The organism is Allorhizobium paknamense (assembly GCF_030815125.1).
Classification (GTDB): Bacteria; Pseudomonadota; Alphaproteobacteria; order Rhizobiales; family Rhizobiaceae; genus Allorhizobium; species Allorhizobium paknamense.
Map to the genome: position 1 here is coordinate 190993 of NZ_JAUSWH010000007.1, position 17414 is coordinate 208406.

Genomic DNA, 17414 nt, shown 5'->3' on the forward strand with positions numbered 1-17414 from the left:
ATCAATTCGTCAGGCGCGTATCGCTGGTGGTGGCTTTCTGGGCAATGTCGCCAAAGGCCGCGACAAGGCCCGCCATGGTGGTCGGTTCGTAATAATTGGCGCTGCTGCTGGCGCAGGCGCTGAGCAGCGACTTGCCCCGGGTCGGCGCCATGAAGGCGACGGAAAAGATCTGGATGCCATCCGCCTTGATGGTGGCGCATTGGGTGCGCACCGCCGAATCGATGCTGGAACTCCAGCTTGAGGAGCTTCCAGTCATTTCGCCATCGGTCATCAGGATGATGTAGCGGTCGAAATTGGCCACTCCCGCGCCGGTATGGGCGGTGGCCTCCGTGGTGTTGGCGGACTTCAGCGCGTCATAGGCAATGGTCAGTGCGCCGCGGGCATCGGTGCCGCCGGTCGGATAGGTCGGAATGTTCTGCACATAGGTGTTGGCCGAGGCCGTGCCCCAGGCAACCGACTGTGCCGTGAAGGCGGAGGAATTATAGGCCACGGCCCCAACGCGGACCAGTTTGGACGAGGGCGAGCCAGAGGCGGTATAGGTCGCATCGGCGGCATTCAGTGTCTGCGCCATATAGGCCACCGCCGTTTTCAACGAGGTGATCTTGTTGACATAGCAGGGCGAGGTTGCCGCCAGTTTTGGATATTTGCTCCAGTTGGATTCGGTATAGTTCTGGCAGGAGCTGCGGCTGCTATCCACCGTATCGGTAACGAAGGACATGGAGCCGGAGCGGTCCAGCACGAGGTAGAGAGACAGCGCCTTCTGGTCCACCTGCTTGGCGGCTTCCGCCTTGCCATAGGCGGTGATGGTGACGCTCGTCCAGCCCATGACCTGGGAAAGCGGGTTCATGGCCAGCGTATAGCTTCCCGTGAGCGCGATGTCATAGGTGGCGCTGCTGGAGGAGGTGGTTGTGGTATTGACCGTGCCGATGGCGTTCAGGTCCTTGGCCAGTTGCTCGGACGCATCCTGATCGTTGTCTTTCACCAGACCGTTGGCCATCTGCGAGGAGATGAAGGACTGCGCCAGTTTCATCGCATCGTCCTGGCTCATGCCCTTGCTCATGGCCGAGGCGGCGGCAAGCGCTGCGGCATCCACCGAGTTCTGGAGCAAGCTCTTGATCTGCACCATTTTCGTGACATCCATGGCCAGCCCTGCGACGCCGACGGAGACCGGCAGGAGAAGCGCGGTCATCAGGCCGAAATTGCCGCTTCTGTCGCGTAGAAAATGCCGAAATGCTGCCATCGCATTCGAAAGCGTCGTCATGACCGTCCTCAACAGCTGCGACTATTACGCCGCGGTCTTCTCCGCGAGCGGCTGAACAGCACCTCATGTGCTGCCGAATGTCCGCTGCGTCCTGCTGTAGAGCTAGTCTGCATATATTGCAGTCGGCTTAATCAAATTCCTAAAATTGCGAACAATCCCACATTGGGTTCGCTTCATCCCGACTTTATTTCAGTGGAATGAGATCAACCGCCTGGATTGTACTGTGGCTGCCATAGCTGCGCAGCACGCCGATCACCGGCGCGACGTCGGAATAGTCCCGGCCATAGGCGACCACGACATGATCGGTGCCGGCGGGAATATTATTGGTGGGATCGAATTCCAGCCAGCCGGTGGATTTTCCGCACCAGACCCGAACCCAGGCATGCATGGCGTCGGCGCCTGCCAGCCGCTCCTTGCCGGGCGGCGGAATGGTGCGCAGGAAGCCGCTGACATAGCCGGCGGGAATGCCGAGGCTGCGCAGCGCGAGAATCATCACATGCGAAAAATCCTGGCAGACGCCGCGCTTCAGCTTGAAGGCATCGGCCACGCCGGTATCCACCGTCGTGGCCTTGGCATCATAGGTAAAATCCTTGTGGATGCGGGCATTCAGCAGCTCTGCAATCTGCCGCACCGTCAGGCTTGGGCGGATCTGCTCGCGCGCATAGGCGGCAATCTCCGGATTGAGGCCAAGGCGCGGGCTGGGGCCGAGAAAATGGTGGGGCGATTGCGCATCGAGCTGCCAGACAGCGGCAAGCTCCGCGCCAAGGCTTGCCAGGAGCGGCGAGAGATCCGCCGTCATCGCCTGCGGCTCCACCTGGATGCGGGCCTGCATGCGGATATCCAGCTTCTCATGCGATGAGCGATAGGCGAAGGTGATGGCCGGATGCTCGAAGAAATCGTTGAAATTCGCCCGCTCTTGCGGGGCCGGGTCGATGGTGATCGAACCTGCAATCAATCTCTGCCGCCCCGGCAGCGAGAGCGGCATGATGCGCAGGATATGCCGCCCGCCTGCTGCCGGCACGTCATAGCTGTAACCCATGTGAAGGGAGAGGTCGTAAAGCATGTGCCGGTTCGTCTCCTCTCAGCCGAGATAGGTATTGGCCATGAGGTCGGAGAGCTTTTCCAGCTCCCGCTCCAGCTTCTGGTAGAAATCCCGGTCCAGCCCCTCCGGCGTCATCACCGCAAGGCTTGCCTGCACCCGCATCGTCTCGCGGAAGAAGGGCGACATCTGGCCATTGATCTGCGCATTCGGCAATTGCTCCACCTCCGCCCGAATCTCGTTCAACTGAAAGAGGATCGAGCGCGGGTTGAGCGGATCGAGCGCCAGAAGATCCGTGACCGTCAGATGCGCGGTGTTGACATTGTAGCGGCGGCGGTGGGTCATGACGTTGTCACCGATTTCCAGCAGCATGTCGAGCGCGCCGTCCGGCACGTCCTCGCCGGTCATATGGCCAAGCAGCCGTGTCATGTGCAGGCCGCGTTCGAGCATGCGGCCCAGCGTCAGAAAGCGCCAGCCGGTGAAGCGATACATGTTTTCATGCACCAGACCGGCAAAGCCCGCGAGCTTGCGCAGCAGAATCGTCATGGCATGGGCTGCATCGTCGCCGGGCTTGACCTTTTCATGCAGCCGCCGCGCGGTCTTGGCGAGATCGTTCAGCGCCAGCCAACCATCCGGCGAAAAACGGTCGCGGATATTGCTGGCGGAATAGACGGCGCTGTTGATATTGGCGATCAGGCTTTCCGGCACGCCCTTTTCCGTCTTGATGTCCAGCGCTTCCAGATACTGGCTGACATAGGCGAGCAGCGGCTGTTTCGGGTCCGCCGTTTCGGCAAAGCGGGCATTCCAGGCGCGCAGGATGCGCAGCGCGCCTTCCGCCCGCTCGATATAGCGGCCGAGCCAGTAGAGATTGTCGGCAGCGCGGCTTGGCAGGCTGCCCGGCATGTTGCGGGTAAACTGCTCTTCCGGCGGCAAAAGCGTGATCCGCTCCACCGGCTTGTCGGAGACGATCCACACATCCGCCGCCGAGCCGCCCGCCTGCATGGCAATGGCGGCCACGTCATCGCCGCTGCCGATGCGTCCAAAGCCGCCGGGCATGATCTGCCAGCCGTCCCGCGTGCGCGCGGCAAAGACGCGCAGGCTCATCGGGCGCGGCTGCAGCCGCCCCTCCACCATGGCCGGGGTGGTGGACAGCGTCACCGCCTCCTGGCCCACCAGCCTGCCGCCTTCGCCTTCCAGCCAGCCGACCACGGATCGCTGGGCATTGCTCCTGAGCGATGCCCCCAGCACCGACTGGCGGTTGTCATCGAAGAAGGGCTGGCGGGAATAGGCCGGGCCGATCACCATTTTCTCGATATTGCGCGCCACATGCTCGCGCTCGGCCTTCTGGCCGCACCACCAGGTGGCGATGGAGGGCAGCAGCAGTTCCTCGCCCAGGAGGTGGCGGCAAAGCGTCGGCAGGAAGGCGAGCAGCGCCCGGGTTTCGAGAATGCCGGAGCCGAGCGCATTGACGAAGCTCACCGCGCCGTTGCGCAGCGCCTGCACCATGCCCGGCGTGCCGATATGGCTCATCTGGTTGAGTTCCAGCGGATCGGCAAAGGAGGCATCGAGCCGCCGCCACAACACGCTCACCGGCTTCAGCCCGGCCACGGTGCGCACCATCACCTTGCCGCCCACCACCGTCAGGTCTTCCCCTTCCAGCAGCATGATGCCGAGATAGCGGGCGATATAGGCGTGCTCGAAATAGGTTTCGTTGGCCGGACCCGGCGTCAGCACGGCAATGCGCTCGTCGCTGGTCTGCTTCAGGCCCTGCAGCGCATCGCGAAACGCGCCGAAAAAGGCGGCAAGGCGGTGCACATGGGTTTCGGCATAGATGTCGGAAAAGGCGCGCGCCGTCGCCACGCGGTTTTCCAGGGCAAAACCTGCGCCCGAGGGGGCCTGGGTGCGGTCGGCCAGCACCCACCAGTTGCCGTCCGGTCCGCGGCCGATCTCGAAGGCGCAGAAATGCAGGTAATGGCCGCCTGCAGGCTTGACCCCCACCAGGGGCCGCAGGAATTCGCTGTTGGAGGCAATCAGCTGCGGCGGCAGGAAACCCTCCTGCACCAGCCGGTTGTCGCTGTAGAGGTCGGCAACGACCCGCTCCAGAAGTTCGGCCCGCTGCACGAGGCCCCGGGCCAGCCCCTGCCATTCGGCATCGGAAATCAGCACCGGAATATGCGAGAAAGGCCAGGCGCGGTCGCCGCCGCCCGCATCCGCCCCATAGGCTCGGTAAAATACCCCGGCATCGCGCAGATAGCGGTCGGCGCGGGCAAAGCGTTCCTGCAATTCCTCGGGCGTGCGCCGGTCGAGCGCTGCGACGAAATTCTGCCAGACCGGACGGATGCGGCCTTCCGCATCCAGCATTTCATCGGCGGCGCCGGGCAGAACGCGATAATCCGCGGCGAAGGTCTTGCGCACCTCCGCTGATGGCTCCATCACCTCTGCCACTGGCACATCTGCCGCCGGGCTCTTCGTCATCGTCTCACAATCCTTGCGGCCGCCTCAGGTCCAGCGTGTGCGGAAATTCCGGTGACACGCTTTCCGGCCAGAGCGGGTATGAACCGGCTGTATGGCCCCATGGTTCGAAGCGTGCAAGCCGCCGGGCTTCCGCTTCATTACCGTTCACAGGGAAAGTATCGTAATTTCGACCGCCGGGATGGGCGACATGGTAAATGCAACCACCGATCGCCCGTCCCGTCCATAGATCATAAACATCGAATGTTAGCGGTGTGTTGACGGGCAGCACCGGATGCAGGCCGGACGCCGGTTGCCATGCCTTGTAACGCACCCCGCCGACGGCCACACCGTTGACGCCGGTGCGCGACAGCGGCACGCGGCGGCCATTGCAGGCCACGGCAAAGCGCTCGGGATTGCCGGTTTCGAGCTTCACCTGCAACCGCTCGACGGAGGAATCCACATAGCGCACCGTGCCGCCGATGGCGCCCTGTTCGCCCATGACATGCCAGGGCTCCAGCGCCTGCCTGAGTTCGAGCTTCGAGCCTTCGTATTCCACCTCGCCGAAGAAGGGGAAGCGGAATTCCAGCTGCGCGGCAAACCATTCCGGCTTGAAATCGAAGCCGTGATCCTTGAGATCGGCCAGCACCTCCAGAAAATCCTGCCAGACATAATGCGGCAGCATGAAGCGGTCATGCAGCGCCGTCCCCCAGCGCACGAAATTGCCGGTGATCGGGTTTTTCCAGAACCGGGCGATCAGCGCCCGGATCAGGAGTTGCTGCGCCAGCGACATGCGGGCATTCGGCGGCATTTCAAAGCCGCGGAATTCGACAAGGCCAAGCCGCCCCGTTGGTCCATCCGGCGAAAACAGCTTGTCGATGCAGATTTCCGAGCGGTGGGTATTGCCCGTCACGTCCACCAGCAGATTGCGGAACAGCCGGTCCACCAGCCAGGGCAGGGGCGGGAGCGCGCCTTGCCCGGGAAGCGGGATCTGCGCCATGGCGATTTCCAGCTCATAGAGACTGTCATGGCGGGCTTCGTCGATGCGCGGCGCCTGGCTGGTCGGGCCGATGAACAGACCGGAGAACAGATAGGAGAGCGAGGGATGGCGCTGCCAGTGCAGCACAAGGCTTTTCAGGAGGTCCGGACGGCGCAGGAAGGGGCTGTCATTGGGGTTGGCCCCGCCGACCACGACGTGATTGCCGCCGCCGGTGCCGGTATGGCGGCCATCGATCATGAACTTGTCGGCACCCAGCCGCGTCTGGCGGGCCTCCTCATAGATCGCCGTGGTGATGTCCACGCAATCCTGCCAGTTGTGCGCCGGGTGGATGTTGACCTCGATGACGCCCGGATCGGGCGCGACGCGAATGACATTCAGCCGCTCGTCATGGGGCGGCGCATAGCCCTCGATATGGATGGGCAGCGAAAGTGCCGCCGCCGCCCGCTCGGCAGAGGCGAGCAGATCGAGATAATCCTCCAGCGTCACCGTCGGCGGCATGAAGACGCAAAGCCGCCCGTCGCGCACTTCCACGGAAATCGCGGTGCGCACATGGCCGCCGATCTCCTGATAGGACTGCTGCATGCGGTTCTGCTGGGTAATATCGGCCTGGAAGGAATGCTCCGGCATCACCCGGCCCTTTTCCGTGGAAAAATCCGGCAGCGGCGGGCGCTCGACCGTCGGGTCGGCGGGGTTGATATAGGGATACCAGGCGGGCGGAATATAGGGGAGCGAATTCAGCGGCAAACGATAGCCCACGGGGCTGTCGCCCGGCACGAGGTAGATACGTCCGCGCCGCGTGCTCCACACCTCGCTGACCCATGTGCGGCCGGAAATCCGCGCCTGCCAGGCCTGAACGGGAAGCACATAGCCGGAAGGCGTGGTCAGCCCGTTGGAAAACACCTTGGCGATGCGGTTGCGCTCTTCCGCATCCTTGAGCTTTGAATTGGCCGGATCGACATTTTCCGGCAGGTTGGATTCCTTGACGATCCATTCCGCCGGGTCTTCATAGGCTGGCATCACATAGCGTGGCTCCAGATCCAGTTCCACGGCAATGGCTTGCAGCAGCTTGGCGGCATCCTCGTGGGTGACCTGATAATTTTTGTCCTCCAGCGCCACCAGATCGGGGTTCTGCCAGACCGGCAGACCGTCGCGCCGCCAGTAGAGCGAGAAGGTCCAGCGCGGCAGGCTTTCACCCGGATACCACTTGCCCTGACCGTAATGCAGAAAACCGCCGGGGGCGAAGCGTTGACGCAGGCGGCGGATCAGCTGGTCTGCCTTGGCGCGCTTGGTCGGGCCGACGGCGGCCGTGTTCCACTCGTCGGACTGGAAATCGTCGATGGAGACGAAGGTCGGCTCGCCGCCCATGGTGAGGCGCACGTCGCCCGCCTGCAATTCGGCGTCCACCTTCTGGCCCAGCGCATTCAGCGCCTCCCAGCTGTCATCGGAAAAGGGCTTGGTGATGCGTGGATGCTCGGCCACCCGCTTCACCTGCATGTCGAAGGCGAAATCGGTCTTGACCTCGCCAAAAAAACCGCCGGAAATCGGCGCGGCATTGCGGTAATGCGGCGTGGCGGCCAGCGGAATATGGCTCTCGCCCGTCAAAAGGCCGGAGGTCGGGTCGAGCCCGATCCAGCCCGCCCCCGGAATATAGGCTTCGCACCAGGCATGGAGGTCGGTGAAATCCACCTCCGTACCCGAGGGCCCGTCCAGCGCCTTCAGATCCGGCGTCAACTGGATGAGATAGCCGGAGACGAAGCGGGCGGCAAAACCCAGACGCCTGAGAAGATTGACCAGCAGCCAGCTTGTATCGCGGCAGGAGCCCTTGGCCTTTTCCAGCGTTTCGTCCGGCGTCTGTACGCCGGGCTCCATGCGGATGACATAGCCGATTTCCCGCTGCAGCCGGGCATTCAGCCCGACGATCATGTCCACCGTGCCCTGGCCCGGCGTCTGGTCGATGGTCTTCATATAGTCATCGAGCAGCGGGCAGTCCGGCTCCGGCTTGCGGTAGATCGCCAGATCCTCGGCAATCTCGGCGGCGTAGCTGAACGGCCATTTCACCGCCTCTTCCTCGGTGAAGAAGTCGAAGGGGTTATAGACCGTCATGTCGGCGACGAGATCGACTTCGATCTTCAGTTCCGTCACCGGCTCGGGAAAGACGAAGCGGGCCAGATAATTGCCGTAGGGGTCCTGCTGCAAATTGACGAAATGATTGGCGGGTGAAACCTTCAGCGCGTGGCTGAGAACCTTGGTGCGCGAATGCGGCGCGGGCTTCAGGCGGATGATCTGCGGGCCGAGCCGGATCGGCTTGTCGTAGATGTAATGGGTCAGGTGATAAATGCTTGCCTTGATTGCCATGGAACCCCTCGTCCGTCATTGCGGACAGTCTTCTGTTATCGGGGTTGATCTTGTGCAATGCGGCAGAAGAAAGCAAGGCGGGGTTGATGAATATCAGTCCCGCCGAAAGTGTTGGATCAGGCCCGGCCGAATTCATCGACAAGGCGCACGATGTCGTCCTCGCCCAGATAGGAGCCGGTCTGGATTTCGATCATCTCCAGGAGGATCTTGCCGGGATTGCTCAGCCGGTGCACTGCCCCTTGCGGGATGTAGACGGACTGGTTCTCGTGCAGGATCATCACCTTGTCGTCGATGGTCACTTCCGCCGTGCCCTTCACGCAGATCCAGTGCTCGGAGCGGTGGAAATGTTTCTGCAGCGACAGCTTCTTTTCCGGATGCACGAAAAGCCGCTTCACCTGAAAGCGGTCGCCGTTCAGGATCGAGGTGTAGCCGCCCCAGGGGCGCAGCGACGTCGGGTGGGTCTCGGTGAGATTGGCTGTTTTCCGGTCAGCGGCGAGCGTCTTCACCAGCGCGCCGACGGCCTGGGCATTGTCGAGCCGTCCGACGAAAACGGCATCTTCCGAAGCAATCACCGCCACCCCTTCCATGCCCTGCACGGCAAGGTGATTGTGGCGCGAGACCACCAGCGAATTGCGGGTGTCATGCACGGTGGCATTGCCCTTGACGACATTGCCTTGCCCGTCGCTGTCGCCAATCTTCCACACCGCATCCCAGCTTCCGAGATCGGACCAGATGATCGGTGCGGGAACGACGGCGGCGTTCGGCGTCTTTTCCATCACCGCATAGTCGATGGAAATCGATGGTGCGGCGGCAAAGGCTGCCGCATCGAGGCGGATGAAGTCGAAATCGCGGGTTGCTTTGGCGACGGCGGCGCTGGCGGCTGCCATCACGTCCGGGGCGTAGCGCTCCAGCTCGGTGATGATCGCCCCGGCGGAAAACAGGAACATGCCGGAATTCCAGTCATAATTGCCGGAGGCCAGCAATTGTTCGGCGCGTTCGGCATCCGGCTTTTCCACGAAGCGGCTGACGGCGTGCACGCCATTGCCGAGTTCGGCGCCGCGCTCGATATAACCATAGCCGGTGGCCGGTTCGGTGGGGGTGATGCCGAAGGTTACCAGCTTTCCGGCGCGGGCTGCTTCCGCCGCTTTGCCGATGCAGTCGCGATAGGTGTCATTGACGGTAATGGCGTGGTCGGACGGCAAAAGCAGCATCCGCGCTTCCGGCCCGAAGCGATCGGCCACGACGCGGGCGGCCACCGCGACGGCGGCGGCGGTGTTGCGGGCCGTGCGCTCGAGCACGATGCCGGAAAGGGCGACACCCTGTTCGCGCGCCTGTTCGGCGACGAGAAAGCGAAACTCCTCATTGGTCACGACGAGCGGTGCTTCGTAAACCTTGCTGTCCGATACCCGCGACAGGGTGGACTGAAACAGCGTTTCATCGCCCACGACCTTGAGAAACTGCTTGGCCGCCGTGGCGCGCGAGAGGGGCCAAAGCCGCGTTCCCTTGCCGCCTGCCATGATGACGGGCACGATCTTCTCGGTCATGTTCGGTCCTTTCCGTTCAAAGCGGAGGCTGGCCGCGTGAGCCTACTGGCCCCGGACAGACCTCCGAACCTGAGCACCGGGTTTGTTGCATGTTTTCAAAGCCAGTCCAACCCCCGGCCTTGCCAATCACGCAAAGCGGTTAAGGGCGGATGGGGGAGTGGCGGCTGTCTAGAGCATGTCCGGTGAACACGGGTTCACCGGACATGCTCTAAGCTTTTGTTTCTACGCATTTCCGGACGGAAAACCGCAACTGCACTTTTCCTGGAAATGCTCCAGCGCTTCCCTTGCCTGTTGAAACCTTCTAGAACCTTGTCCAGTCAAACGGCGGCTGGGAGACCGTTCCCAGCCGGTTCAGGAGATGCCCATGGCTCTGAAAGTTGCGGTCCAGATGGACCATATTGCCTCCATCAACATTACCGGCGACAGCGCCTTTGCGATGATGCTGGAGGCTGAGGCGCGCGGCCACGCGCTTTATCATTATACGCCCGACCGGCTGGCCATGCGGGCCGATGAGGTCTTTGCCGCCGTGGAGCCGGTAGCGGTGCGCGACGAAAAGGGCAACCACTTCACGCTGGGCGAAAAGCAGCGCGTCAACATGGCGGAGATGGATGTGATCCTGATGCGCCAGGACCCGCCCTTTGACCTCGCCTACATCGCCGCCACGCATATTCTGGAAAAGATCCACCCGAAGACGCTGGTGGTGAACGATCCCTCCGAGGTGCGCAACGCGCCGGAAAAACTCTTCGTCACCGAATTCGCCGATCTCATGCCCCCGACGCTGATCACCCGCGACCGCGCCGAAATCGACCTGTTCCGCGCCGAATATGGCGATATCGTCATGAAGCCGCTGTTCGGTCATGGCGGGGCGGCAGTGTTCCGCATCACCAGCGACGATCTGAATTACGGCTCGCTCTATGACTTCTTCGCCGCCACCTTCAAGGAACCCTGGGTCATCCAGCAATTCCTGCCGAATGTAAAGCATGGCGACAAGCGCATCCTGCTGGTGGACGGCGAATTTGCCGGTGCCGTCAACCGTGTGCCACAGGAAGGCGATCTGCGCTCCAACATGGTGCGCGGCGGGGCTGCCCGCGAAGCGGAACTGACGGAGAAGGAACGGGAAATCTGCGCTCGCCTCGGGCCGAAGCTGAAGGAAAAAGGTCTGATCCTCGTCGGGATCGACGTTATCGACGGGCGTCTGACGGAAATCAACGTCACCGCGCCCACCGGCATTCGCGCCGTCAAGCGCCTGGGCGGCCCGGATGTAGCGGCCAGGGTATGGGATGTGCTGGAGGCGAAGGTCGCCGCCGGACGATAAAGGGCTTTTTTAAAAACATTCTGGAGGAGTTTTCATGCCGCGCCGCCTGGTTGACCTTTCCATTGCCATCGACAATGACACGCCTGCCGATCCGCCGCCCATGCGGCCTGCGATCAATTATCGCGATCATGCAGCGGGCGCCCAGGATATTGTCGGCATGTTTGCCGGGCTGAAGGCGGAGGATCTGCCGGATGGCGAGGGCTGGGCCATCGAGGAGATGCGGATTACCACGCATAACGGCACGCATCTCGATGCGCCGTGGCACTATCATTCGACCATGGATGGCGGCAAGCGCGCCATCACCATCGATGAAGTGCCGCTGGACTGGTGCTACCGCCCCGGTGTGAAGCTGGATTTCCGGCATTTGCCGGATGGCCATGTCGTGAGCGCCGCCGAGGTGGAGCAGGAACTGGCCCGCATCGGCCATGTGCTGCAACCGCTCGATATCGTCGTGGTCAACACGGCGGCAGGCGCCGCCTATGGCCGCCCGGATTATCTCGGCCGTGGCTGCGGGATGGGTCGTGAGGCCACGCTTTATCTGCTGGAGCGCGGCGTGCGCGTGACCGGCACGGATGGCTGGAGCTGGGACGCTCCCTTTTCCGCCACGCTGCAACGCTATCACCAGACACAGGATGCCTCACTGATCTGGGAAGGCCACAAGGCCGGGCGCGATATCGGCTATTGTCATCTGGAAAAGCTGGCCAATCTGGACCAGCTTCCCGCCACCGGCTTCGAGATTTCCTGCTTCCCCGTGAAAATCAAGGCCGCCTCCGCAGGCTGGACCCGTGCGGTGGCGATTTTCGACGAGGCGTGATGACTTGAGGGCGATCTCTATCCCTTCGCCGCATAGCGGTTGACGGGGGTGGAAAGCCCGAGATTGGCGCGCAGCGTCTCTCCTTCATAGTCGTCGCGGAACAGGCCGCGGCGGCGTAGTTCCGGCAGGACCAGCCGCACGAAATCGTTGAGGCTGGCCGGAAGCGTCGGCAGCATCAGGATGAAGCCATCGGCGGCACCCGCCTCGAACCATTCCTCCATGAAATCGGCGATCTCCGTCGGCGTGCCGGTAATGCCGTTGCCGGTGCTTTTTTCCGCGTAGAAACGGATGAGTTCGCCGACGCTATGACCTTCCATGATGAAGTCCCTCAGCCATTCGAACATCGCTTTCGACCCCTTCGGCTCGGCAGGCAGGCGTTCCAGCGGAAAGGGCTGGTCCAGCGGCACGCCGGAAAGATCGGCTTCCAGGAATTCGCCCAGCATCCAGCGGCCGACATCCGGGTGTAGATTGTCGATCAGGAAATTCACCTTGGCCTCGGCTTCGGCTTTGGTCTCGCCGACATTGATCACCACGCCCGGCATCATCTTCAGGTCGGCGGGTTTGCGGCCAAAGCGGGCCATGCGGCCCTTGATATTCTCGGCAAAGGCCTTGTTGCGTTCCAGGTTGGAGGCAAGGCTGAAGACGATATCGGCGGTGCGGGCGGCAAGCTCCATGCCCGCTTCCGAGCCGCCGGCCTGGGCGATGACCGGACGCCCCTGCGGGCTGGCGGCGATGTTCAGCGGGCCGCGCACCTTAAAATGCTTGCCCTTGTGGTTCAGCACATGCAGCTTGGTCTTGTCGTGATAGAGCCCGTTTTCCTTGTCGAGAATCAGCGCGTCGGGCTCGAAACTGTCCCAGAGGCCAAAGACCACATCCACGAATTCGGAGCCGCGCTCATAGCGCTCGGCATGCGGCGGCAGGCCTTCGAAGCCGAAATTATAGCCGGTCTCGTCATGGTCTGAGGTCACGACATTCCAGCAGGCCCGCCCGCCGCTCAGATGGTCGATGGAGGCGAAGATGCGGGCGATATTATAGGGCTCGTAATAGGAGGTGGAGGCGGTGGCCACGAATCCCAGCCGCTTAGTCAGCACCGACAGCGCAGAGATCAGCGACAGCGGCTCGAAGCGGTTCATCTTGGTCGGCGACCGCGCCAGCGCATCGGCATCGCCAACGGCGGCGGCGGGCGAATCCGCCAGGAACATGAAATCGAACTTCGCCGCTTCCGAGATTTTCGCGACGTTCAGCAGATGGTCGATGCGGTTTGCGCCGTGAACATCGGCATCCGGGTGCCGCCAGGCGGCGGGATTGAAACCGAAGGTATAAACGAAGGTGCCAAGCTTGAGTTTGTCGGTGCGTGCCATGGTCAGGATCTTTCGGCAGGAGCGGTGGAGAACAGTTGCGAAGGGGTGAAGCGGGCGGTGAGCCTATGCTGGCCGCCGGGATAGGTGAGCCGCACCTCGGTGATGCAGTCGGTGAGCCGCCAGGTCTGGCGTTCCACCACCAGCACGGCCGAACCGGGCGGCAGGTTGAGGGCGGCGCTGGCAAGGGGGGCGGCGGTGTCGGCGGCAATACGATGCTCGGCAGCCGTCCAGGGCACATGCTGCAACAGCCAGGGACCGGGGGAGGTGGCGGTGAAGTCGGCATCCGCCGCTTCGGGAACGGCGGTCAGGTTGATCAGCCGCTCCTCCAGACAAAAGGGCTTGCCACTGGCAAGATGCAGGCACCGCACCACAAGCAGCGGTGCATCCGCACTCACGGCCAAGGTCTTTGCCCGGTCTCTGCCAGCTTTTTCCGTGCTGACGGACAGGATGCGGTAGGCATGGCGCCTGCCGCTGGCGGCGACCTCGTCGCGAATGTCGTAAATGTCGAGAATGGCGCTCTGGCTTTGCTGCGCCAGCACGATGCTGCCGGTCTTGCGCCGTCGCTGCACCAGCCCCGCCCGGGCCAACTGGGTGAGCACCTTGTTTACGGTCATTCGGGAGCAGCCGTACTCGGCGGTCAATTGCTGTTCCGAGGGAATTTTATGGCCGGGCGGCCAGCGGCCCGTGATGATATTGGCTTCGATATCGCCCAGAATGCGGTCATGCAGCGAGCGGCCGGGCGCGGAATGCGCTGTTGTGTCTCCGGCCTCAGCCATCACCACCGCTTCCTCCCTCACGCCAGCATGGAAGCGCCGCGATCCAGATAGGTATCGAGAAACTGCTCGAGACGCGGATGGCGCGGCTTGGCGAAAACCTCCTGCGGCGGGCCGGAAAACAGAAGCTTGCCGTGGTCGAGAAAGCCGATCTGATTGCCGACGGTCGCCGCGAAACCCACCTCATGCGTGACCACCACCATGGTCATGCCTTCGCAAGCCAGATCGCGCATGACGTTCAGCACCTCGCCGGTCAGTTCCGGGTCCAGCGCCGAGGTCGGCTCGTCGAACAGCATGATCTTCGGCTGCAGCGCCAGTGCGCGGGCAATGGCGACGCGCTGCTGCTGACCGCCGGACAGCTGGGACGGATAGTGCCCGGCGCGGTTTTCCAGCCCCACCTTGCGCAATTGCGCCATGGCGCGGTCTTCCGCCTCCCGTTTCGGCAGTTTGTGCACGGTTTTCAGCGCTTCCGAGACATTGCCCAGCGCCGTCATATGCGGCCAGAGATTGAACTGCTGGAAGACCATGCCGATCTTCGCCCGCACCGCGCGGATTTGCGCGGCGGGCAGGCGCTCGCGCACCCCCCGGCTGTTTTCAAAAAAGCCTAGCGCCTCGCCATTGACGGTGATCATGCCCTCGCTGGCTTCTTCCAGAAAGGCGAGGCAGCGCAGCAATGTGCTCTTGCCGGAGCCGGAGGGGCCGATCAGGCAGCAGACCTTGCCTTCCTCGATATCGAGATCGATGTCCTCCAGCACGGTGGCGGTGCCGAAACGCTTGACGAGGTGCTTGACAGAAATGGCGGGCAGGCTCATGGCGCGGATACCTTGAAGGTGGACAGACGGGCTTCAGCGAGGCGGCCAAGCCATGCGGCCACCTCCACCGTGACCCAATAGACGAGGGCGAGCACGAAAATTGCTTCCAGAAAGGCATATTCCTGCGAGCCGATGGCGCTGACGGTGGCCGTCAGTTCCGGCACGGTGATGATGGACAGCACCGCCGATTCCTTGAGCAGGATAACCGCGAGGTTGACGGAGGGCGGCAGGACGATCAGCGCCATTTCCGGCAGCAGGATGCGGCGGATGATCTGCGGGCGCGAAAGCCCCAGGCATTCCGCCGCCTCGACATGGCCATGCGGCACGGCGGCAAACCCGGCCCGGAAGATTTCCGAATAATAGGCGGCGGAATAGACCGTCAGCCCCAGCAGACCGCAGGGCACGGGATCGAGCGACAGGCCGATGAAGGGGCCGCCGTAATAGACGAGGAAGATCTGGATGAGAAAGGGTGTGCCGCGCAGCACTTCCACCACCAGCCCCAGCGATGCGTCCACCGCCCTGCCGCCATAGCGGCGCAGGGTGGCGACCATGAAGCCCAGCGCAATGCCAAGCGCCATGCCGGCGATCCACAGAATAAGGGTGACGGCGGCGCCGCTGGCAATCTCCGGCAGGTGATTGAGGATGACCTTGGGATCGAAGATCATTTCACCCCTCCCGGCAGGGCTGCTTCCGCCCGGCGGCCGATCAGCGCGACAGTGGAGCATATGACCAGATAGATCAGCCCGGCGGAGGAAAAGATCTCGATCGGCAGATAGGTGGAGGAGGCAAGGTCCTGCGCCATGCGCGTCAGTTCGACAATGCCGACCACAGAGACCAGCGAGGAGGATTTGAGGATCATGATCGCTTCATTGACCAGCGCCGGAAAGGTGAGGCGAAGCGCAATCGGCACGCGGATACGCAGAAAGGTCTGCCGGGCCGAAAAGCCGGCCATGTCGGCGGCCTCGATCAGCCCGATGGGCACGCTTTCAAAGCCGCCGCGCAGATTTTCCGCCTGATAGGCGGCGGTGCAGAGCGACAGCCCGAGAATGGCCGCAACGATGCTGGGCACGTTCAGACCGATGAACGGCAGGAGATTGTAAATGAGCAGCAATTGCACCAGGAGCGGCACGCCGCGAAAGAAGCTGATGAAAAGCGTGGCGGGAAGCGTATAGACGCTTTTGCCCGAAAGCAGCGCTGCAGACAGCAGGATGGCCAGGGCAAAGCCGATCAGGATGGAAATCGCACTGATGCCAATCGTCCACAGGGCAGATTGCAACAGAAGCGTAAAGAGCTTGAAGGACATGGCGGTCTGGTCCGCTTTCGACCCCTGTGTAAAGGGGAAATTTCCGGCGATGGCCGCTCCTTTGCCGAAGAGCCGTCGTAAGATTATCCCCTGAGGCCCGCTTGCCGATTGGCATGGAGAAGGCAGGCCTCAGGATGAATTTCTGCTCCTGCATCATTCCTTAAATCGGAATCGGTCTAAGGATAAAATCATGCAGCAGATGGAAAGCGCTACCGCGAACCTTTGTGCGCCATATAGGGCGCACGGCGCTGTAGGGTGATCAGAAGGCTGGATCCTTGACCGCGTCCGGCGTATCGAACTTGGTGCCGAACCACTTCTCCTGAAGCTTTGCCATGCGGCCATCGCCCTTCATCTTGAGAAGGGCGGCATCCACCGCATCTATCAGGCTGGCATGATCGGCATCCTTGGTGCCGATGAAGCCGAAATAGCTCTTCTGGCCAAAGGGCGGCAGCACCACTTCGAAGGCGCCATTGCGCTGCTTGGCGACAAAGGCGATGTTCGGCAGCGAGTTGGCGACCGCCACCACACGGCCTGCCGCCATATCGGCATAGGCATCGTTGAAGGAGACATATTCCCGCACCGTGACCGGCTTGGCGAGCGTCTTGGAATATTCTTGCAACTGCGCCAGCTGCGAGGTGGCCTTGCCGACACCGACGGCCTTTCCGGCAATGTCTTCCGGCTTGGTGATGGTCTTGTCACCGGCCTTCTTCAGAATGGCAACCGTGGCTTCGGCGATTGGTGCGGTGAAGCGATAGCGCTCCATACGGGCCTTGGTAATGGTGGCCGGACCAGCGACGATATCGAACTTGCCAGCTTCCAGACCCGGCAGCACGCCATCCCAGGGCAAGGTGACCCATTCGATCTTCACGCCGAGTTCCTTGCCGATTTCGGCGAAGAGGTCGACATTCAGGCCGACGTGATCGCCGGCATCGATGAAATCGAAGGGGGCAAAGGCGGTTTCCGTGCCCACTTTCATGACGCCGGCGGCCTTGATCTTGGCCAGCGCATCCTCGGCATGGGCGGCAAGGCTGGTGCCCAGCAACAGTGCCGCGCCGAGCGCTGCCTTCAGCAATAGTCTTTTCTGCATGATATGTCTCCCGTTTCACCCGTGACCGCACCGCGCGCCAGATAGATGCGCGCCGGATGCCGCTGTTCTTCAACCCTGCTGCCCTGGATCTTGATCGATCCAAGACATTCCACAGGACGCCGTTCCCTTATCCATCGGTCTTGAACGACCGTCTTTTGACTAGACAAATAGAGCGAGGCGGAAGGCGGATGTCAACGAATTTGTGCAGATTTTTATTGTGCCTTTTTCTTCGGCAGAAACGCAAAGAAAAAGGCTTTCCCAGAAAAAAGGAGCCCTTACAGCGCTGTGCGTTTTATCAA

The 17414-nt window shown here is 62.3% G+C and carries 13 protein-coding genes; 2 read left to right on the forward strand and 11 right to left on the reverse strand.

What is annotated here, in order from left to right:
• Position 1: 1 nt before the first annotated feature.
• The 5 genes from QO005_RS12955 to QO005_RS12975 all read right to left on the reverse strand — a co-directional run bounded on the left by QO005_RS12955 (position 2) and on the right by QO005_RS12975 (position 9650).
• Positions 2–1261: a TadE/TadG family type IV pilus assembly protein gene (locus tag QO005_RS12955; RefSeq protein WP_307158456.1), complete on the reverse strand. Its 1260-nt coding sequence runs from the start codon at positions 1259–1261 to the stop codon at positions 2–4.
• Between the two features lie 184 nt (positions 1262–1445).
• Positions 1446–2324, reverse strand: a complete 879-nt coding sequence (locus QO005_RS12960; RefSeq protein ID WP_307158457.1) for a transglutaminase family protein — start codon at positions 2322–2324, stop codon at positions 1446–1448.
• A gap of 18 nt (positions 2325–2342) precedes the next feature.
• Positions 2343–4775, reverse strand: coding sequence for a circularly permuted type 2 ATP-grasp protein (locus QO005_RS12965; protein WP_370878064.1), 2433 nt, complete (start codon positions 4773–4775; stop codon positions 2343–2345).
• Between the two features lie 4 nt (positions 4776–4779).
• On the reverse strand, positions 4780–8106 hold the full coding sequence (locus QO005_RS12970) for a transglutaminase family protein (protein ID WP_307158458.1): 3327 nt from the start codon (positions 8104–8106) through the stop codon (positions 4780–4782).
• A gap of 116 nt (positions 8107–8222) precedes the next feature.
• Positions 8223–9650, reverse strand: a complete 1428-nt coding sequence (locus QO005_RS12975) for a mannose-1-phosphate guanylyltransferase/mannose-6-phosphate isomerase (RefSeq protein WP_307158459.1) — start codon at positions 9648–9650, stop codon at positions 8223–8225.
• Between the two features lie 364 nt (positions 9651–10014).
• On the opposite strand from QO005_RS12975, the gene gshB reads away from it, so the two are divergent.
• Together gshB and QO005_RS12985 are read left to right on the forward strand one after the other, a co-directional pair.
• Entirely contained in the window at positions 10015–10965 is a 951-nt protein-coding gene (gene gshB / locus QO005_RS12980; RefSeq protein WP_307158460.1) for a glutathione synthase, read from the forward strand.
• Between the two features lie 34 nt (positions 10966–10999).
• Positions 11000–11779: a cyclase family protein gene (locus tag QO005_RS12985; protein ID WP_307158461.1), complete on the forward strand. Its 780-nt coding sequence runs from the start codon at positions 11000–11002 to the stop codon at positions 11777–11779.
• A gap of 17 nt (positions 11780–11796) precedes the next feature.
• Here QO005_RS12985 and QO005_RS12990 read toward each other — a convergent pair whose 3' ends face one another.
• From QO005_RS12990 to QO005_RS13015, 6 genes are all read right to left on the reverse strand, one after another.
• Positions 11797–13140, reverse strand: coding sequence for an LLM class flavin-dependent oxidoreductase (locus tag QO005_RS12990; RefSeq protein ID WP_307158462.1), 1344 nt, complete (start codon positions 13138–13140; stop codon positions 11797–11799).
• A gap of 2 nt (positions 13141–13142) precedes the next feature.
• Positions 13143–13916 carry a histidine utilization transcriptional repressor HutC gene (gene hutC, locus QO005_RS12995; RefSeq protein ID WP_307158463.1) on the reverse strand — a complete coding sequence of 258 codons (774 nt, stop codon included), beginning with the start codon at positions 13914–13916 and terminating at the stop codon, positions 13143–13145.
• A 17-nt stretch (positions 13917–13933) separates the two neighbouring features.
• On the reverse strand, positions 13934–14725 hold the full coding sequence (locus tag QO005_RS13000; protein WP_307158464.1) for an amino acid ABC transporter ATP-binding protein: 792 nt from the start codon (positions 14723–14725) through the stop codon (positions 13934–13936).
• A complete protein-coding gene (locus QO005_RS13005; protein WP_307158465.1) occupies positions 14722–15390 on the reverse strand; it encodes an amino acid ABC transporter permease in 669 nt (222 codons plus the stop codon). Before QO005_RS13005 ends, QO005_RS13000 begins: the two co-directional genes overlap by 4 nt.
• Entirely contained in the window at positions 15387–16028 is a 642-nt protein-coding gene (locus QO005_RS13010) for an amino acid ABC transporter permease (RefSeq protein ID WP_307158466.1), read from the reverse strand. Before QO005_RS13010 ends, QO005_RS13005 begins: the two co-directional genes overlap by 4 nt.
• A 259-nt stretch (positions 16029–16287) precedes the next feature.
• Positions 16288–17115: a transporter substrate-binding domain-containing protein gene (locus QO005_RS13015; RefSeq protein ID WP_307158467.1), complete on the reverse strand. Its 828-nt coding sequence runs from the start codon at positions 17113–17115 to the stop codon at positions 16288–16290.
• Between the last annotated feature and the right edge of the window lie 299 nt (positions 17116–17414).